The following is a 19,654-nucleotide window of genomic DNA, read 5'->3' on the forward strand; positions in this document are numbered from 1 at the left end:
TTAAAAATTAAGCGTTGATCGCGTTGATGACAACTTTTGTATATGGTTGACGGTGACCTTGTTTGCGGTGGCTACCTTTCTTAGGTTTGTACTTGTAAGTAACAACTTTCTTTTGTTTTCCTTGTTTTTCAACAGTTCCAACTACAGTAGCTCCAGCAACAAGTGGAGTTCCGACAACAGTGTTTTCACCACCAACAAGAACAACTTCGTTAAAAGTAACTTCTTGACCAGCTTCAACGTTCAATTTTTCAACGTAAACTGCTTGACCAACTTCAACTTTAACTTGTTTTCCGCCAGTTTTGATAATTGCGTATGTGCTCATTATGCACCTCCTATGATTTTTAGGGTTTCCCCGTATTTTTGTGAAGACTCGCCTAGCATCGTGGGACGAACCACTTAAAAGAAGAGCTCTAAGTATAACAAAGTTTAAATTTTGTATACGATGAGCAACGATGTTCGTGCGGTTGCACAGGACTGTGCATAGTCAACTCTTCGATTATAGCATATCTTCTTTTTTCTTACAAGTAAAATCAATTAAAATTAAGCTTTTTCTTTCCCTTTTTTTCTCCAAGAAGCAAAAAGCATGCTGAAGTAAAAGATACTCATCATAAGAGGAACACCTAGAATTGTCTTCTCCTGATAGTAAATCGTCAAATAAGCTGAAAAAACAACTCCGAAGACAAAACTGCTAAGCAAGCTAACAAAAATCAAGCCCTCTCGTAGGAAAGGCGTATGCTTGGTCCGAAAATAATCTCCAAAAGCTAACATGGTTCGTTTGATATTCCCGGTCATAAAAGCATTATTATAGGCAATACCAGACACTTCTCCAAAAGCAGTTGTCACCAGTCCCATACAGAAGGCCAAGGGCGGTACGAGATAGATATTCTCTACAGTTTGCGGCACAAAGCCAATAATTAGGGACAAGACTGCAAGTGGAATTACAGACAAAATTGGCTTTTTAACAATTCTCAATTTTTCCTTATAGACAGTTAATAAAAGGACCCCCATCATAAAAGCTAGCAATGTCATTACTTTGGCACTGGCATCTGACACATTGTGTTGAATGAGTCCTACTGATAGAAAAACCACATTCCCAGTCTGTCCTGCCACAAGAGTATTTCCTCGCACGATAAAGGTATAGGCATCTACATATCCTGCGCAAAAAGTCAAAAAAAGCGCTAGCCTCTTAGACTGACGTGATATTTTTCTTATTGGTAATAATCTCATTTTCTCCCCCTTTTCATTTTATCTACCTATCTGAATATTGTACCACTTTCTCCAAGAAATGCGTAGTCCATTTGAAAATTTTTACCATCGGTTGGATAGTCCTTCTTTTCTGTGTTATAATGAAGGAAGGATTTAAAATCGGAAAAGGAGTATCTATGCTTAAATTAGGTGTCATCGGAACAGGCGCTATCAGCCATCATTTCATAGAAGCAGCCCATGCTAGTGGAGAATACCAACTGGTCGCAGTCTATTCTAGAAAACTAGAAACTGCCGCAACCTTTGCTTCCCGCTATCAAAATGTCCAACTCTTTGATCAATTAGAAGACTTCTTTAAGTCTTCCTTTGATGTAGTCTATATTGCTAGTCCAAACTCCTTGCATTTTGTTCAAGTCAAGGCTGCCTTGTCTACTGGTAAGCACGTCATTCTTGAAAAGCCAGCTGTCACTCAGCCACAAGAATGGCTAGATTTGAGGCAAACAGCTGAGAAAAATCACTGTTTTATCTTTGAAGCTGCTCGTAATTACCACGAGGAAGCTTTTACTACTATCAAGATTTTTTTGGCAGACAAGCAAGTATTGGGAGCTGATTTCAACTATGCCAAGTATTCTTCCAAGATGCCGGACTTGTTGGCTGGGGAGATGCCAAATGTCTTTTCAGATCGTTTTGCTGGTGGAGCCCTTATGGACTTGGGGATTTATCCTCTCTATGCTGCCGTTCGCCTCTTTGGAAAGGCTCAGGTCGCGACTTATCAAGCTCAACAGCTTGACAATAGCATTGACCTGAATGGAGACGGTATCCTCTTCTACCCTGACTTTCAAGTTCATATCAAGGCTGGGAAAAACATCACTTCCAATCTTCCTTGTGAGATATACACAGCAGATGGAACCTTGACCCTCAACACGATTGAGCATGTCCGCTCAGCTATTTTTACCAACCACCAAGGAAATCAAGTTCAGCTCCCTATCCAACAGGCTCCTCATACGATGACTGAGGAAGTCGCTGCATTTGCACACATGATCCAGCAACCAGACCAGACGCTTTACCAGAACTGGCTGGATGATGCAGGCTCTGTTCATGATTTACTCTATACCATGCGCCAGACTGCTGGCATTAGATTTGAGGCAGAAAAATGAAAACCAAACTCCCCACTGAATGGCAAAAACTGAGCGACCAACTCGGTTTCCAAGAATTTACTCCCATTCAAACTCAACTATTTGAGCCTATACTTGCTGGAGAAAACCTTCTGGGAGTGAGCCCAACAGGAACTGGTAAGACGCTAGCTTATTTACTCCCAAGTCTTCTCAGACTACAAAAGAAAAAAGCCCAGCAACTCTTGATTCTAGCACCAAATACAGAACTAGCTGGACAGATTTTTGACGTGTGTAAAACCTGGGCTGAAGCTATTGGTTTAACAGCTCAACTCTTCCTATCAGGTTCAAGTCAGAAACGCCAGATTGAACGCCTCAAAAAAGGACCAGAAATTCTGATTGGAACTCCTGGCCGTATCTTTGAGTTGATTAAATTGAAAAAAATCAAGATGATGAATGTGGAAACTATCATCCTGGATGAATTTGACCAATTGCTCGATGATTCTCAGATTCACTTTGTCGAGAAAATCACTCACTACGCACCTCGTGACCACCAACTCGTCTACATGAGTGCGACGACCAAGTTTGACCAAGAAAAGATTGCGGCAAACACGCGCACTATTGATCTCTCTGATCAAAAACTGGACAACATTCAACATTTCTACATGCAGGTAGACCAACGTCACCGAGTGGATATGCTACGAAAACTGGCTCATGTAGAGGATTTTCGCGGACTAGTCTTCTTTAACAGCCTATCAGACCTTGGAAGTGCTGAGGAAAAATTACAGTATCGCGATATTTTGGCTGTTTCCCTCGCTAGCGATGTCAATGTTAAATTTCGAAAAGTCATCTTAGAAAAGTTTAAAGATAAGCAACTAACCCTGCTTCTTGCAACTGACCTTCTGGCTCGTGGAATTGATATCGATAGCCTAGAATGTGTCGTAAACTTTGATGTTCCTAGAGACATCGAAACATACACCCACCGTGCTGGCCGTACAGGTCGCATGGGCAAAGAGGGCTATGTTATCACTCTGGTAACCCATCCTGAAGAACTGAAAAAGCTCAAGAAGTTCGCAAGTGTACGTGAAATTGTCCTAAAAAACCAAGAACTCTATATCAAATAAGGTTGGCTCTTGCCAACCTTTTTCTTATCCCCAAGTAATTTCTAATTGATAGCTGGCAAAGGGGTGTCCCTCTTGGTTTTGCAGTTGATAGGCTAATTCAATCTTTTGCCCATCCAGTTCATAGTAATTCGTTTGTATGATAAACTCCTGCATCCCCATTGGTGTCGGAATATAGGCCAAACTATCACTATCCTTTAGAAAACGCATGATGGTTTTGGGACTCGAGAAACGGGTCATCACCAGTTCTTGACCATGGAATTTAATGACTACTTTTTCTTTTTCCTCATTATAAAAGAGTAAATAGCTAAAATCCCCTTTTTCATGCACTTCAACGTCATAAAGCTGGTCAATCACTTCCAACTGCTCATCAAACTGAATCGTATTTCGCATCCGAATCTTCACATCAGGTCCTCTTTCTTGTCTCTTGTCCTACTATTTTACCAAAAAGAGCAGGATTTTGCTATAATGATCATATGAACGAAAAAGTATTCCGTGACCCAGTTCACAACTATATCCATGTCAATAATCAAGTCATCTATGACTTGATCAATACAAAAGAATTTCAACGTCTGCGTCGTATCAAACAGCTAGGAACTTCCAGCTATACCTTCCATGGTGGGGAGCACAGTCGCTTTTCCCACTGTCTAGGAGTCTATGAGATTGCACGACGCATCACAGAGATTTTTGAAGAAAAATATCCTGAAGAATGGGATCCTGCTGAGTCTCTTTTGACCATGACTGCTGCGCTCCTCCATGACCTTGGGCATGGTGCCTACTCTCATACTTTTGAACATCTTTTTGATACAGATCATGAGGCCATTACTCAGGAAATCATCCAAAGTCCTGATACAGAGATTCACCAAGTCCTGTTACAAGTGGCGCCCGATTTTCCTGAAAAGGTGGCTAGTGTCATCGACCATACCTACCCTAACAAGCAGGTCGTACAGCTCATTTCCAGTCAGATCGATGCGGACCGCATGGACTATCTCTTGCGCGACTCCTATTTTACAGGAGCATCTTATGGGGAATTTGACCTGACTCGCATCCTCCGAGTCATTCGTCCTGTCGAAAATGGGATCGCCTTTCAGCGCAACGGCATGCATGCCATCGAAGACTACGTGCTCAGTCGCTATCAGATGTATATGCAGGTTTATTTCCACCCAGCAACACGCGCCATGGAAGTTCTTCTACAGAATCTCCTCAAACGCGCTAAGGAACTCTATCCTGAAGACAAAGATTTCTTTGCACGAACTTCTCCACATCTCCTTCCTTTCTTTGAAAAAAATGTGACCTTGTCTGACTATCTAGCTCTGGATGATGGCGTGATGAATACCTACTTCCAACTCTGGATGACCAGTCCTGACAAGATACTAGCCGACTTGTCGCAACGCTTTGTCAACCGCAAGGTCTTTAAATCCATTACTTTTTCAGAAAAAGACCAAGACCAACTCGCAACCATGAGACAACTGGTTGAAGATATCGGTTTTGATCCAGACTACTATACTGCTATTCATAAGAACTTTGACCTACCTTATGATATCTATCGACCCGAATCTGAAAATCCAAGGACACAGATTGAGATTTTACAAAAAAATGGTGAACTGGCAGAACTATCTAGCCTGTCCCCTATCGTCCAATCCCTTGCTGGCAGCCGCCACGGTGACAATCGTTTCTATTTTCCAAAAGAAATGTTGGATCAAAATAGCATATTCGCAAGTATCACCCAGCAATTTTTACACTTGATTGAGAACGATCATTTTACCCCAAATAAAAACTAGAAGAGGAAATTTATGAGTATTAAACTAATCGCTGTCGATATCGATGGTACCCTGGTTAACAGTAAAAAGGAAATCACTCCTGAAGTCTTTTCTGCCATCCAAGATGCCAAACAAGCTGGCGTCAAAGTCGTGATTGCAACTGGCCGCCCTATCGCAGGTGTTGCTAAACTTCTGGACGACTTGCAGTTGAGAGACAAGGGTGACTATGTGGTAACCTTCAACGGTGCCCTTGTCCAAGAAACTGCTACTGGCCATGAGATTATCAGCGAATCTTTAGCCTATGAGGACTATCTCGATATGGAATTTCTCAGTCGCAAACTCGGTGTCCACATGCACGCTATTACCAAGGACGGTATCTATACTGCCAATCGCAATATCGGAAAATACACAGTGCACGAATCAACCCTCGTCAACATGCCTATCTTTTACCGCACTCCTGAAGAAATGGCTGACAAGGAAATCGTCAAGTGTATGTTTATCGATGAACCGAAAATTCTCGACGTTGCGATTGAAAAGATACCAGCAGAATTTTACGAACGCTACTCCATCAACAAATCTGCTCCTTTCTACCTCGAACTCCTTAAAAAGAATGTAGACAAGGGTTCAGCCATCACTCACCTAGCTGAAAAACTCGGATTGACCACAGATGAAACCATGGCAATCGGAGACGAAGAAAATGACCGTACCATGCTGGAAGTCGTTGGCAACCCTGTAGTCATGGAAAACGGAAATCCAGAACTCAAAAAAATCGCCAAATACATCACTAAAACAAATGATGAATCTGGCGTTGCCCATGCCATCCGTACGTGGGTATTGTAAAAAAGTAAGAATAGACGAAACCCGCTCAACTGAGCGGGTTTTATCTATTTCATCTTAGAATTAGAAATAATTTATCAAAACACTTGACATCTCGGTTCTCCGTTATATAATATGATTAAGATAAAAATTGAGGTAAAGAAAAATATGAGAAAAATTATTCAAGAATTACTTAATAGTTCTATTTCTACATCTGCTATTTCACAAGGTGCCGGTGTGCCATGGACTACCGTTTCTGACCTCAGAAAAGGAAAAACAAGCATGGACAAAATGGCACTTCTCACAGCAGAAAAACTTTATGAATTTGCTACAGCTGATAAGCAGTGATTTCCGTCACTGCTTTTATTATTGCAAACAAAAAAGCCCGCAAGCCTGAGCCTGCGGTTACAATTCGAACAATATTTTAGAAAATTTCCTTTCTATTTTTAAAAAATTATTTTGTAGTGATCAATCCGTCAGGCTCGATGTTGAAACTTTCTTTTTCAGCCAATCGGCCATCTTCAAGCATGAGGTGTTGTACAGTTACTTAAATCTTGAGAGTACAAAAACTCTCCCTACATGTAATTTTTTCATGTACGTGTTGTACAGTTACTTAAATCTTGAGAGTACAAAAAATAGGCATTGCTTCCTTAATTTGTGGTACTGAATTGTAATAAATCACTCTCTATTTCTATATGTTATCTCTTTATAATCTCTTTTAATTTTACGATAATTTCATATACAAAGTATAAATAGGAAAGTCTTTATATCTTTCTTTTGTCTCATTATCCAGTTTATTCCAAAACAAATCAGCTTGTGGTTTCGATTTTAATAACACTGATGAACCGAAACAAAGTTCATAGTTATCATTACTATTTACTAAAATATTGCTCAGAATCTCCATTTCTTTGCTGTTTAATTTACGAACTCTAGATTTTATTTGAAGGTCATTTATTATAGCTATCTCACTATTTTGGGAGTATTTTAAGTTCCAATTAGAAAGACATTATGCCCAATTAAGCAATAACTCTCTTCTAGAAGCATCTTCTGCCATGTCAGCAGCAATAACTATTTTTATAATAGTGTTGTTAGCATCTTCAAATTTCAAGTCATTATCAACTAATCTTTGATATGAGGCAATAACCGAATCAAAATTACAATTATCTATTTTTAGCCAATCGTTAGGTTCAAAAACTTCAAAAATTGAAATATCTGAAGAATCCTTCCCCTCACCTCTCCTACACCAGGGAATTTCAGTAAAGATATCAATCATAGTTCCGTTCTTATCTATTGTAAAATCATATAAGGCAATAATATGGATATTAGCAATTCTTAGATGAAGTAATTTAGATTCATTATAATCAAAGGCATCCTTCTTCTTTAGAACAAGACCTGAATTAAGGATATTTAGATTTTTTTGAGATTGTTTATCAAAGTAGTTTAGATCAAGATCCTTTTGTACACCCATATTTTCCAAGAAGTTAGAAATCTGTCTCAAATCCTTTATATCGCTATCTAAATTCCGTGAAGTAATATCCGATATTGACTGATTATCTAGTTCTATTTTATTTCCATTGAGATTAAAATATCCTACTCTTCCTAGCTCTTGAAGTACCTCCGTACACTCTATGGCTTTTGAGAGCATATTAGACCTTGTATAATTAAATTTAAATATTTTTTTATTTACATCAAAGGACATTTTAAAGCATTCACCAAAATGTAGTTGTACACTCCCATCAGGGAATCGATGTCTTTTTACATCTTGAAAAATAGTATCTCCAACTGTAATAATTAAATCTGTTTCCTCGTAAGTTTCGACAACCTTTATTGTATTTTCAAGTGGTACTTCAATACCAGTTAAAGGATCTTTATAATAAATGAAGAGATCATTTTCTTCCTGGTAGTTAAAGATTTCTCCCTTTCCTTGACCATAAAAATAGAATTTAAGGTTACTATCATCAGAGATATCTTCAACTGAAATACCATCAACATTTATGAAGCTATATTGCTTACGACTATTTGTTATAAAATCGACTAGCATGGGGTACAGTTTTTGTTCGTCTAATTCATGAATCTGTACAGAAAGTTTCTTATTGCTTGTTGTTTTATTTTTTAAATTATTTTTTTTGATTAGTTTTTTTATAGAAAGAGGAGGTAATGATTTATAGTAGATATTTCTTAAATCACCATTCTCACTTAACCAAACTACGAATAAAACTACACCACCATTTTTTGAATATAATTCTAAATCACTTATGTCTAACAAGAAGGATTTCAATTTATTCTTCTGTTGCCTTGTAGCTTTAATTTGAACAGGTACTTTACCAAATATTTCACTTTTTTTCTCACTAGAAGATTTAAGAACATGAATCTCACCATCCCAGACTGGAGTTTTATCATTACTATCAAAATAAGTCTGAAGTAAACTATGTCTATTTATGAATGTTGTCAGATATGAAACACCTAATGTCTCAATTTGTCTATTATTTGCCAAATCCGCACCTCGAAAAATAGCTCTATATACTTTATATTATACCATTAACAAAGAAAAACTTATATACTATAATTACAACTATTTAACTTAAACTGAATATTATAAACTTAAAAAATACTGTTCATTAATAATTACAAAATAAATAGACCAGTTTCCTGATCTACTTTATTCTATATTCATTGACTTTTGGTCACACTTTGGTCAAAAATTCCAAAAATACTAAGTTATTTTAAAAAACAAACTTGTGATGATTGCCTTTAAACTAACACTTTGAATTTTCTTTGTCTTTCTTTACATTACTAAAAATGCCCCCTGCAGGAATCGAACCTGCAACTACTCCTTAGGAGGGAGTTGTTATATCCATTGAACTAAGGGAGCTAGAGAAAAACCCTGCTGGGTAAGCAGAGTTTTTTAGTCGAATTAACGACGGATTTCTTTGATACGAGCTGCTTTACCTTGAAGAGCACGCAAGTAGTACAATTTCGCACGACGTACTTTACCGTAACGAACAACTTCGATCTTTTCAACACGTGGAGTGTGGATTGGGAAGATACGCTCAACACCTACACCGTTAGAGATTTTACGAACTGTGTAGTTTTCTGAGATGCCTGCACCTTTACGTGCAATAACAACACCTTCAAAAATCTGGATACGTTCACGGTTACCTTCGACAACTTTCGCGTGTACACGAACAGTGTCACCAGGACGGAATGATGGGATATCTGTACGAAGTTGACCTTCAGTCAAGCTTTGGATTAATGGATTCATTTTATTCTCCTATCTTTGTCAATCTTGAGGAACCTTCCTCAGCGGATAAACTGTATTTTTGTGCGTCCATTACACACAGGATATAGTTTACCAAATTTCTACCTAAAAGTAAAGAAATTTATAGCAGAATTCCTAAAAAAATCGCCACTAAGCCGCCTATGTAAGTTAAGAGAAAATAGCTATAAAATACCTTCTTGTCACTTAATAGTCTTTGCAGCTCGTCATTCAAGGTTGAAAAGGTCGTCAACCCTCCACAAAAACCTGTCGCTAGGATAGCATAGATTTCCTTGGACTCCACATGATTGTAGAGTAGGCCAATTAAAAAACATCCTAGAAGATTGGCAAGGAGAGTTCCTAGAGGTAATTTTGAAGCTTGATTATAGCGGGAAAAGAAATAACGCACCAGGGCTCCGAACCCGCAGGCGATTGCAAGATAAACGATTACCATTTCTTCCTCCCTAGAACATAAGCCAAGAGTAGACCTCCTCCAATACTCAAAAGCAGATAGATGATTAAGCTAAGATAACGCCCGGTATCAAGCAGTTTTACTGCATCAAGCATTAGGCTAGAAAAGGTTGTCAGGCCACCGCAAAAACCCGTCCCCAGCGCCAAAATTAAGCCTTTACTAGTTCTCTTATAGACCAAATAGCCTTTCACCAGATAGACTAGGCAGAATATTCCCAGATAATTGACGAGAAGGGTTCCCCAAGGAAATTCAGGACTGGCTGGCAACTGACTAGATACAAAGTAGCGGATAAGGCCTCCCACCATTGCAGCCAGAAAAATTCCAAGCGGATAAAATTGTTCTTTTTTCATTTGATATTTTGATCCTGATAATCACGCGAACGTTTGAGTATGTCAGAAAAAGTCGCAACAATAGTCTCCTGATAGCGCTTGTCCTCTACACGACTTCTAACCTTTTCAAAAATAACCGCTTCTCTCTTAGAATCTAAAATAGGTTTTCTTGAGGCTTTCTTATAGGCAACTACTCCCTCAACCAAATGCATCCGTTCTTCCAAGAGCTTGACGATTTGGTCGTCGATTTGATCAATTTCTTGCCGAATCATATCTAAGTTCATACAGTCTCCTCCTTTATTTGAATTATTGTATCAAAAACCCTCTAAATAGGCTAGTAAAATCCCCAAAAAACTAATAAAAAAACGCACTGACTTCTTCCAGTCAGCGCAGTTTGATTCTTATCCTACTTTTGCAGCCAATTCTTCTGCGAATTGTTCCAAACGTTCGATGTCTTCTTCTTCAGCAGAAAGATCAACTTTAACACACTCTGAACCTTTTTCTGCTCCTGTCGCTACAAAAACACGATCAAAGTCATCAACAGCCTTACAGAATTCGTCGTAGAAAGTATCTCCTGAACCGACCACTCCGTAGATTTTGCCATTCAAGTTGAGATCTGCTAGATCTTCATAGAAGTCCATCATCTCATCTGGCAATTCTCCGTCTCCGTAAGTATAAGTCGCAACGATTGCGATGTCCGCCTCCAAGAAGTCTGAAGCGTCAACAGTCGTACATTCATCCACATCGACATCCAAGCCCAAGTCACGCAATTTATCTGCTACAATATCTGCAATTTCTTCGGTATTACCGGTCATACTGGCAAATACAATTTTTGCTAATGCCATATCGTCCTCCTCAATTTATCTTTCTCCATTATATCATATCTTTTTCATTTTAAAAATAAAAATTCTTGTGCTACAATGAAATGAGAAAGAATTGAGGTTATTTATGGAAATTTGCCAGCAAATATTAGAGAAAATCAAAGAATACGATACCATTATCATTCATCGTCATATGAAACCAGATCCTGATGCCTTAGGGAGTCAGGTAGGTTTGAAAGCTCTTCTCACTCACCATTTTCCAGAAAAGACCATTAAAGCAGTCGGTTTTAACGAACCCACTCTAACTTGGATGGCGGAAATGGATACTGTTCAAGACAGTGACTACCAAGGAGCTCTTGCTATTATTTGTGATACAGCGAATCGTCCTCGTATCGATGATAAACGATACGAACAAGCTGCTTTCACCATCAAAATCGATCACCATCCAAATGATGATATTTATGGTGACCTATCTTGGGTGGATACAAGTTCAAGCAGTGCCAGTGAGATGATTGCCCTATTTGCTCAAGAAAATCAGCTGGCTTTGTCTAGCGAAGCAGCACGACTTCTCTATGCAGGAATTGTCGGGGACACAGGGCGTTTTCTCTACCCGTCAACTAGTGCCCGTACCTTTAGAATAGCTGGCCAGCTCCGAGAAATTGATTTTGACTTTGCTGGATTGTCTCGTCAAATGGATACCATGAGCTTCAAGATTGCAAAACTGCAAGGCTTTGTCTATGATCATTTAGAAGTTGATGAAAACGGGGCTGCACGCGTTCTGCTTACTCAAGAAATCCTGAAAGAATATAAGGTTACGGATGCTGAAACAGCTGCAATTGTCGGAGCACCTGGCCGAATTGATACCGTTAAGGCTTGGGCTATCTTTGTTGAGCAAGCTGATGGTCACTTCCGTGTGCGTATGCGCAGTAAAATTACCCCTATCAATGAAATTGCCAAAGAACACGACGGAGGAGGACATCCATTAGCTAGTGGCGCCAATTCCTATAGTCTAGAAGAAAACGAAATCATCTATCAAAAGTTAAAAAACTTGCTTAAAAACTGATAAAATACTTGCCAAACTTATCAGAATCTGATAGACTAGTAAGGTAACAATCTATGGCTCACAAAGAGACCATGGCAGAAAGGAAATATTGCAAAATGAAAAAAGATATCCATCCAGAATATCGCCCAGTTGTCTTCATGGACACAACTACTGGTTACAAATTCCTTAGCGGTTCAACAAAACGCTCTAACGAAACTGTTGAGTTCGAAGGCGAAACTTACCCATTGATCCGTGTGGAAATTTCATCAGACTCACACCCATTCTACACTGGACGTCAAAAGTTCACTCAAGCAGATGGACGTGTGGATCGTTTCAACAAAAAATACGGTCTCAAATAATCATAAAAAGAACAGTTTCAACTGTTCTTTTTTTGTACTTATTTTTATGAACCAACCACTACTACTTTCTCTTTGTCAAGCTTCACGCTGACACTATGATTGATTTCAAACGAGGTTAAAAAATATCGAAAAGAAGCTTGATATTGAGAATGGTCAAGATGATTGAAACTGCGTAACCTAGGATGGTGTTCCACTTGGCATTAGTGAATTCTCCCATCAGTGACTTCTTAGAGGTCAGATAGATTAAGGGAAAGATTGAGAACGGAAGAGCGATTGACAGAAAGACCTGTGAATAGACCAATAACTGATCCAAGGTTTTTTCTTGATATCCAAACAAAACGGCGACTATAATCACAGGTAGCAAGGCAAAAATACGGGTACCGATACGGATAAGCCACTGAGGCAATCTTAGATGTAAGAAGCCTTCCATGACAATCTGTCCTGTCAAAGTGCCTGTAATGGTCGAATTTTGACCACTTGCTAAGAGAGCTAGAGCAAATAAAGTTGACAGAGTTGAGCTGGCTATCGCTCCTGCTATTGTCGAATCCTGTAAAGCATTGTACATTTGGGAGAAAGCTGAAATTTCAGATGCATGACCAAAAAAGAGGGAGGCACCTAAAATGAGAAGTAAGGAATTGACAATAAAGGCTAGGGACAACTGAAGATTTGAATCCCAGGTCATAAAACGCACGGCTTTTCGAACATCCTTCTTATCTTTGTGATTGATTTTCCTTGTTTGGGATAGAGAGGAATGGAGATAGAGATTATGAGGCATGACTGTCGCTCCTACAATCCCTAGAGCCAAGGTCAATTGACTTTCATGACCCGGTAACGGTGTTTCAAATAAAGTTGAAGTTGGCAAATAACCACCAATGATCCCCTGGATACTTGGATTGGATAAGGCCACAAGATAGGTAAAGATGGCTAATATGGTTAAAATAAGGGTCGTAACAATAGATTCAATTTTTTTGAAACCAAATTTCATCAACAACAACAAAAGAAACACATCTAAAACGGTTAGGAGGATAGCGACCATAATCGGTATTTTAAACAAAAGATTTAAGGCAATCGCTGAACCTAGAACCTCAGCCAAGTCTGTCGCCATTAAAGCTAATTCTAAAATCACCCACAAACTATAGCGAAGCCACTTGGGAGCATGATGAGCTGTTGCCTGTGCTAGGTCCATCCTAGTCACGATACCGAGCTTACCAGCCATCTGTTGTAGCTGCATGGCGATGATGGATGAAATTAAAATAACAAATAAAAGGCTGTACTTGTAGGAGGCACCACCAACCACACTGGTGATCCAATTTCCAGGATCCATGTAGCCAACTGCCACAAGTGCACCAGGTCCTAAGAATGCTTTTAGATTTTGCCAAAAATGATTGTTATTTGGAGTCTCAATAGATTGATTGATCTCAGAAAGAGAGACTTTTTCATAAGAGGACATAGGGATTTCCCACTTTCTAATCTGTCTTTACATACTTCTTAATAGAATATTTTTTGAAAGAATGATGAAAATAGTTTACCTATTTCCAATTCACCCTTATTATATCACATTTTAGAATGATTCCTAATAAAAGAAATGATAGTTGAAATAAGCAATATCAGTATTGTAAAAGCCAGCGTCAGAAAACGCTGGCTTTAAAACTGTGAAAAATCTTTCTCAACTAGATCGCTTCTGTGACAAAACTACGGCTTTCTAGCACCTTGAGCATGGCATTAGCTGTATCTAGAGCTGTAAAGAGTGGCACTCCGTGTTCAATGGCTGAACGACGGATTTGCTCACCATCTTCGTCAGCAGTTCGTTTGGTTCCGACAGTATTGATGATAGCTTGGATTTTTCCTTTACGGACGTAGCTAGGAATATCATGTTCGTCATCACCGATTTTCCCAACTAGTTGAGCTTGAAGTCCATGATTTGCAAAGAACTCCGCTGTTCCTGCAGTTGCAAGGATTCCGTAACCAATGTTTTGGAAACGACGAGCTAAATCTAAAGCTTCTTCTTTTGCATCATCAGCGATGGTAAAGACAACATTACCAAAAGTAGGCAAGTGAAGGTATGAAGCTTCAAAAGCTTTATAGAGCGCTTTTTCAAGAGTTGTATCAGAACCCATGACTTCCCCTGTCGATTTCATTTCAGGACCGAGCAAGCTGTCTACTTTCGCTAGCTTGGTAAAGGAGAAGACTGGCGCTTTGATATGAACTCGTGTGCTTTCAGGGTAAAGTCCATCTTGGTAACCAAGTTCTTCGAGACTTTGACCAAGAATCAACTTAGTCGCTACCTGAGCCATAGGGATATTGGTTACCTTAGAAAGGAATGGAACCGTACGGCTGGCACGTGGGTTGACCTCGATAACATAGACTTTCTCATCCTTGATAACAAACTGAATGTTCATCATACCAAGACAGTTGAGACCAATTGCTAGGCGTTTGGTGTAGTCTGCGATGGTTTCCTGTACCTTTTGCGACAAGGTTTGTGGAGGATAAACGGCCATTGAGTCACCTGAGTGGACACCGGCACGTTCGATATGCTCCATGATACCAGGGATAAGGACATTTTCTCCGTCTGAGATGGCATCCACTTCACACTCTTGCCCAACGATGTAAGAGTCAACAAGAACTGGGTGGTCTGGACTAGCCTTAACAGCGGTACGCATGTAAGAACGGAGGTCTTCTTCGTTTTCAACGATTTCCATGGCACGTCCCCCCAAGACATAAGATGGGCGAACAAGGACTGGGAAACCAATCTTGCGAGCTGCAAGCACGGCTTCTTCTTCATTGGTAGCCGTTTGTCCTGGTGGCTGTGGAATATCCAAGTCTTTAAGGGCTTGCTCGAAGAGGTCACGGTCTTCGGCACGGTCTAAGTCAGCGACTTGCGTACCAAGGATGGTCACACCTGCTTTTGCCAGAGGCTCTGCAAGATTGATGGCTGTTTGACCACCAAACTGAACGATAACACCTTTTGGTTGCTCCAAGTCGATAACATTCATAACATCTTCGAAAGTCAATGGTTCAAAGTAGAGCTTGTCAGATACCGAGAAGTCTGTAGAAACGGTCTCTGGGTTTGAGTTCATGATGATCGCTTCATAGCCAGCTGCTTGAATCGCCTTAACAGAGTGAACTGTTGCGTAGTCAAACTCAACCCCTTGTCCGATACGGATTGGACCTGAACCTAGAACTAGGACGGATTCCTTATCAGACTTGATAGATTCATTTTCCCATCCATAGGTTGAATAGAAGTATGGTGTTTCAGAGTCAAATTCTGCCGCACAGGTATCGACCATCTTATAGACTGGAACAATCTTGTTTTCCAAGCGAAGTTGGCGAACTTGGTCAGCTGTCGTTTTCCAGAGTTCCGCAATCTTGCGGTCTGAAAATCCATTGAGTTTAGCTGTTTTCAAGACTTCTAGATCTTGTGGATGGGCACCTAATTCTTGCTCAATTTCAAAGATGTGCAAGAGTTTATCAAGGTAAAAGATATCAATCTTGGTCAATTCAGCAATTTCTTCTGGTGTGTAACCACGGCGAATAGCCTCTGATACGTAGAAGAGACGATCATCTTGGGCCTTGACAACTTTTTCAATCAAGGCATCATCTGAAACCGCTGCAAGCTCCGGCATTTCATTGTGGTGAACCCCAATTTCAAGTGAACGACAGGCTTTTAGAAGAGATTCCTCGATGTTACGACCAATGGCCATGACTTCCCCAGTCGCTTTCATCTGAGTTCCGAGACGACGCTCACCTTTTTCAAACTTGTCAAATGGGAAACGTGGAATCTTAGCAACGACGTAGTCAAGGGCCGGCTCAAACATGGCATAGGTTGAACCTGTGACTGGGTTGATGACCTCATCCAAGGTCAAACCGACAGCAATCTTAGCTGCCAATTTGGCAATTGGGTAACCAGTTGCCTTAGAAGCAAGGGCTGACGAACGCGATACACGAGGGTTTACTTCGATAACATAGTACTTGAAGCTGTGGGGATCAAGGGCCAGCTGAACGTTACACCCACCTTCAATCTTGAGAGCGCGGATAATGCTCAAGCTCGCGTCACGTAGCATTTGGTTTTCATAGTCTGACATGGTCTGCGCGGGGGCAAAGACAATGGAATCTCCTGTATGGATCCCAACTGGGTCAAAGTTTTCCATGTTACAAACAACGAGGGCATTGTCAGCTGAATCGCGCATGACTTCGTACTCGATTTCCTTGAAACCTGCGATTGAACGTTCAATCAAACATTGGGTAACAGGTGACAATTTCAAGCCATTTTCAGCTATTTCACGCAATTCTTCTTCGTTGGCACACATACCACCACCAGTACCACCAAGGGTAAAGGCTGGACGAACGATAACAGGGTAGCCGATTGATGCTGCAAAGGCAACAGCTTCTTCCACTGTGTTGACAATTTCAGATTCAGGAATTGGTTGCTCAAGCTCTTCCATCAATTGTTTAAAGAGGTCACGGTCCTCGGCTTGGTCGATGGCAGATAATTTAGTTCCCAGAAGTTCGACACCGAGCTCATCTAAGATACCGTTTTTAGACAATTCCATGGCCATATTGAGTCCTGTCTGGCCACCGAGAGTTGGAAGCAAGGCATCTGGACGTTCCTTACGGAGAATACGTGTCACAAACTCGAGTGTAATCGGTTCAATGTAGACCTTGTCCGCAATCTCCTTGTCCGTCATGATAGTGGCAGGGTTTGAGTTCACCAAGACAACTTCATAACCTTCCTCTTTCAAAGACAAGCAGGCCTGGGTCCCCGCGTAGTCAAACTCAGCAGCCTGACCAATAATAATCGGACCAGAACCAATCACCATAATTTTTTGAATATCAGTACGTTTAGGCATTTATAAGATATTAAGGGCGTCAAGCGGACAAAGCTAAAATAGGAGTTATGACGAAGAACTATCAGTTCTAGGAATAACTATCTTTTTAGCACCGTCCGTAGCCCGTATTCAGTTCAGCAAATACGGACCACCCTTCTCCTTTCTATTTGGCAACTCTCGGGTTGCCATTAAATAAATTCTCCGACGATTTTTTAGAGAAACGATATTTTTCGATAAAAAATCTAGTGCAGGGAGTTTTTAGTTCGCCCAATAGCGACTAAAAGAAACGACCTGCCTTTCTATTCGTCGCCTCACAGAGCGACATTAAATAAGATACAAAGGACGAATAGAAAGCGATTGAATTTTAGGAAACCAAGGAAGGATTGACAATCCAGGTTGGTTTCTCTAAATTCCGAGCTTTCCGTCCGTGTTCAGTTAAATAAATTCTCCGACGAGCTTTTACTCGTTCTTAGTTTGCTTGTTTAAAAGCTTCCATCATCTCGATAAATTCATCAAATAGGTAACTTGCGTCGTGTGGACCAGGAGCTGCATCTGGGTGGAATTGTACAGAAAAACCTGGTTGGTATCTGTGGCGAACTCCTTCAACTGACTTGTCATTGATTTCTTCGTGGGTAATGATCAAATGCTCTGGCAAGTCCTCACGGCTGACTGCATAACCATGGTTTTGGCTGGTAAAGTCTACGCGTCCTGTTGCAATCTCACGTACCGCGTGGTTAAATCCACGGTGACCAAACTTCATCTTATATGTCTTAGCCCCGTTTGCCATGGCAAAGAGTTGGTGTCCCATACAAATTCCGAAGATTGGAATTTTTCCTTGCACACCACGAATCATGTCCAGTGCTTCTGGAACGTCTTCTGGGTTACCTGGGCCATTTGACAACATAACTCCATCAGGATTGAGGTGGAGAATTTCTTCTGCTGTTGTTGAATAAGGAACAACCGTAACGTTACAGTTGCGCTTAGAAAGTTCACGTAGGATTGAGTGCTTGAGCCCAAAGTCTACTAAGACCACACTCAAACCAACTCCAGGAGCTGGGTAGGAAGTTTTAGTAGAAACCTGCTTGATATTGTCTGTCGGCAAGACTGTTGCTTGGAGCTGATCCGTCACATGGTCCATGCTGTCCCCAACGTGGGTCAAGGTTGCACGCATAGTACCGTGCTTACGGATAATCTTGGTAAGGGCACGCGTATCAATCCCTGAAATACCTGGAATTTTCTTAGCTTTCAAAAATTCATCTAAGGTCATTTGATTCCGCCAGTTGCTAGCTCTACGTGCCTCTTCAAAAACAACGACTCCCTTACAAGTTGGAATGATGGATTCGTAATCATCACGGTTAATTCCATAATTTCCCACCAAAGGATAAGTGAAGGTCAAGATTTGTCCATTATAAGACTGATCTGTAATGGATTCTTGGTAACCAGTCATCCCTGTGTTAAAGACGATTTCGCCTGTTACATCAATGTCTGCTCCGAAGGCCTTGCCTTCAAAAACTGTGCCATCTTCTAATACTAGAAGTCTTTTTGTCATATTTTCACCTCTCGTGGACGCTCTCTGGCGTCTTTTAACGTCTTGTGTTTTAGTTGGCATTTCTACTCGCCAATACGGATTCTAAGATTGCCATCCGAACAAAGACACCATTGGTCATTTGTTGGACAATGCGTGATTTTGGCGCTTCAACCAAGTGGTCAGCAATTTCCACATCTCGATTCACTGGGGCCGGATGCATAATGATTGCTGTTTCTTTTAAGCGATTATAGCGTTCTTGGTTCAAACCGTGTTGAGCATGGTAGTCTTCTTTTGAAAAGACCGCTCCACTTTCGTGGCGTTCATGTTGAACTCGGAGTAACATCAAAACATCCACCTGATCAACAATCTCATCAATAGTTACAAACTGTCCATAGTCCGCAAACTCTTGACTTCTCCATTCCTCAGGTCCTGCAAAGAACAGTTCAGCTCCCAAGCGTTTCAAAATCTGCATATTTGATTTGGCAACGCGTGAGTGGTCCAAGTCGCCTGCAATAGCAACCTTAAGACCCTCAAAGTGCCCAAATTCCTCATAAATAGTCATCAAATCAAGCAAGCTCTGACTAGGATGTTGTCCCGAACCATCACCACCATTGATAATGGAAGTCGTAATGGTTGGACTCGCAATCAGTTCTTTATAATAATCGACCTCTGGGTGACGAATCACACAGACATCTACACCAAGCGCAGACAAGGTTAAGATGGTATCATAAAGTGTCTCGCCCTTATTTACTGAGCTGGTCTTCACATCAAAGTCAAGCCGCTCCAGCCCTAGCTTAATCTCTGCCACTTCAAAGGACTTATGTGTCCGTGTAGAATCCTCAAAGAAAAGATTTGAAACAATCGGATGGTCTTCATAAGGAAGCTGGGCTCCATTTTTAAACTCAATTCCTCGCTTAATCAATTTCATCACTTGATCGACAGTGAGGTCTTCCATAGAAACCACATGGTTCAATGCTTGTTGATTTTCTGACATAGCTACTCCTTCAGC

19 protein-coding genes, 1 tRNA gene, 1 pseudogene and 1 other annotated feature are annotated in these 19,654 nt (G+C 40.5%); of the genes and pseudogenes, 7 read left to right on the forward strand and 14 right to left on the reverse strand.

The window, feature by feature from the left end:
• Positions 1-7 precede the first annotated feature (7 nt).
• Complete coding sequence (gene rplU, locus DB729_RS00105) at positions 8-322, reverse strand: 50S ribosomal protein L21 (RefSeq protein ID WP_000109141.1); 315 nt, start codon at positions 320-322, stop codon at positions 8-10.
• A gap of 34 nt (positions 323-356) precedes the next feature.
• Positions 357-476, reverse strand: a sequence feature (ribosomal protein L21 leader region).
• Positions 477-540: 64 nt separating this feature from the next.
• Positions 541-1,227, reverse strand: a complete 687-nt coding sequence (locus DB729_RS00115) for a YoaK family protein (RefSeq protein ID WP_033584012.1) — start codon at positions 1,225-1,227, stop codon at positions 541-543.
• A 155-nt stretch (positions 1,228-1,382) separates the two neighbouring features.
• Here DB729_RS00115 and DB729_RS00120 point away from each other — a divergent pair, with 155 nt between their 5' ends.
• Positions 1,383-2,360 (forward strand): Gfo/Idh/MocA family protein, encoded by a 978-nt coding sequence (locus DB729_RS00120; protein WP_109289821.1) that lies wholly within the window; start codon positions 1,383-1,385, stop codon positions 2,358-2,360.
• On the forward strand, positions 2,357-3,439 hold the full coding sequence (locus DB729_RS00125) for a DEAD/DEAH box helicase (protein WP_109289820.1): 1,083 nt from the start codon (positions 2,357-2,359) through the stop codon (positions 3,437-3,439). The genes DB729_RS00120 and DB729_RS00125 overlap by 4 nt, the downstream gene beginning before the upstream one ends.
• Positions 3,440-3,463: 24 nt before the next feature.
• Here DB729_RS00125 and DB729_RS00130 read toward each other — a convergent pair whose 3' ends face one another.
• Complete coding sequence (locus DB729_RS00130; RefSeq protein WP_109289819.1) at positions 3,464-3,841, reverse strand: YwiB family protein; 378 nt, start codon at positions 3,839-3,841, stop codon at positions 3,464-3,466.
• A gap of 71 nt (positions 3,842-3,912) precedes the next feature.
• Between DB729_RS00130 and DB729_RS00135 the strand changes: the two genes are divergently transcribed.
• The 3 genes from DB729_RS00135 to DB729_RS00145 all read left to right on the forward strand — a co-directional run bounded on the left by DB729_RS00135 (position 3,913) and on the right by DB729_RS00145 (position 6,360).
• Positions 3,913-5,217, forward strand: a complete 1,305-nt coding sequence (locus DB729_RS00135; protein WP_109289818.1) for an HD domain-containing protein — start codon at positions 3,913-3,915, stop codon at positions 5,215-5,217.
• Between the two features lie 12 nt (positions 5,218-5,229).
• Complete coding sequence (gene yidA / locus DB729_RS00140) at positions 5,230-6,036, forward strand: sugar-phosphatase (protein WP_033605702.1); 807 nt, start codon at positions 5,230-5,232, stop codon at positions 6,034-6,036.
• Positions 6,037-6,180: 144 nt separating this feature from the next.
• Complete coding sequence (locus DB729_RS00145) at positions 6,181-6,360, forward strand: hypothetical protein (RefSeq protein ID WP_033584002.1); 180 nt, start codon at positions 6,181-6,183, stop codon at positions 6,358-6,360.
• A 376-nt stretch (positions 6,361-6,736) separates the two neighbouring features.
• Here the strand turns inward: DB729_RS00145 and DB729_RS00150 are convergent.
• The 7 genes and pseudogenes from DB729_RS00150 to DB729_RS00180 all read right to left on the reverse strand — a co-directional run bounded on the left by DB729_RS00150 (position 6,737) and on the right by DB729_RS00180 (position 10,914).
• Positions 6,737-8,506: pseudogene (locus DB729_RS00150) on the reverse strand (DUF4365 domain-containing protein).
• Positions 8,507-8,812: 306 nt separating this feature from the next.
• Positions 8,813-8,884, reverse strand: a tRNA-Arg gene (locus tag DB729_RS00155).
• Positions 8,885-8,926: 42 nt separating this feature from the next.
• Complete coding sequence (gene rplS, locus DB729_RS00160) at positions 8,927-9,274, reverse strand: 50S ribosomal protein L19 (RefSeq protein ID WP_001068669.1); 348 nt, start codon at positions 9,272-9,274, stop codon at positions 8,927-8,929.
• A 118-nt stretch (positions 9,275-9,392) separates the two neighbouring features.
• Positions 9,393-9,722, reverse strand: coding sequence for a fluoride efflux transporter CrcB (gene crcB, locus DB729_RS00165; protein ID WP_033583998.1), 330 nt, complete (start codon positions 9,720-9,722; stop codon positions 9,393-9,395).
• Positions 9,716-10,090, reverse strand: coding sequence for a fluoride efflux transporter CrcB (gene crcB / locus DB729_RS00170; RefSeq protein WP_000712109.1), 375 nt, complete (start codon positions 10,088-10,090; stop codon positions 9,716-9,718). Before crcB (DB729_RS00170) ends, crcB (DB729_RS00165) begins: the two co-directional genes overlap by 7 nt.
• Positions 10,087-10,353, reverse strand: coding sequence for a chorismate mutase (locus tag DB729_RS00175; protein ID WP_033583996.1), 267 nt, complete (start codon positions 10,351-10,353; stop codon positions 10,087-10,089). Before DB729_RS00175 ends, crcB (DB729_RS00170) begins: the two co-directional genes overlap by 4 nt.
• 117 nt (positions 10,354-10,470) lie before the next feature.
• The gene (locus DB729_RS00180) at positions 10,471-10,914 is read right to left on the reverse strand and encodes a flavodoxin (RefSeq protein WP_001162125.1); all 444 of its coding nucleotides are present in this window, start codon (positions 10,912-10,914) and stop codon (positions 10,471-10,473) included.
• 103 nt (positions 10,915-11,017) lie between these two features.
• Here DB729_RS00180 and DB729_RS00185 point away from each other — a divergent pair, with 103 nt between their 5' ends.
• Both DB729_RS00185 and DB729_RS00190 read left to right on the forward strand, forming a co-directional pair.
• Entirely contained in the window at positions 11,018-11,953 is a 936-nt protein-coding gene (locus DB729_RS00185; protein ID WP_109289817.1) for a DHH family phosphoesterase, read from the forward strand.
• A 95-nt stretch (positions 11,954-12,048) separates the two neighbouring features.
• Positions 12,049-12,291: a type B 50S ribosomal protein L31 gene (locus DB729_RS00190; RefSeq protein ID WP_000710762.1), complete on the forward strand. Its 243-nt coding sequence runs from the start codon at positions 12,049-12,051 to the stop codon at positions 12,289-12,291.
• A gap of 115 nt (positions 12,292-12,406) precedes the next feature.
• Here the strand turns inward: DB729_RS00190 and DB729_RS00195 are convergent, their stop codons facing one another.
• The 4 genes from DB729_RS00195 to DB729_RS00210 form a co-directional block, all read right to left on the reverse strand.
• Entirely contained in the window at positions 12,407-13,741 is a 1,335-nt protein-coding gene (locus DB729_RS00195; RefSeq protein WP_084875465.1) for an Nramp family divalent metal transporter, read from the reverse strand.
• A 220-nt stretch (positions 13,742-13,961) separates the two neighbouring features.
• Positions 13,962-17,138 carry a carbamoyl-phosphate synthase large subunit gene (carB, locus tag DB729_RS00200; RefSeq protein WP_033583991.1) on the reverse strand — a complete coding sequence of 1,059 codons (3,177 nt, stop codon included), beginning with the start codon at positions 17,136-17,138 and terminating at the stop codon, positions 13,962-13,964.
• A gap of 448 nt (positions 17,139-17,586) precedes the next feature.
• Positions 17,587-18,666, reverse strand: a complete 1,080-nt coding sequence (locus DB729_RS00205) for a carbamoyl phosphate synthase small subunit (RefSeq protein WP_000166847.1) — start codon at positions 18,664-18,666, stop codon at positions 17,587-17,589.
• Positions 18,667-18,715: 49 nt separating this feature from the next.
• Positions 18,716-19,639, reverse strand: coding sequence for an aspartate carbamoyltransferase catalytic subunit (locus tag DB729_RS00210; protein WP_007521513.1), 924 nt, complete (start codon positions 19,637-19,639; stop codon positions 18,716-18,718).
• Positions 19,640-19,654: the final 15 nt, after the last annotated feature.

Source organism: Streptococcus halitosis (assembly GCF_003143695.2).
Lineage (GTDB): Bacteria > Bacillota > Bacilli > Lactobacillales > Streptococcaceae > Streptococcus > Streptococcus halitosis.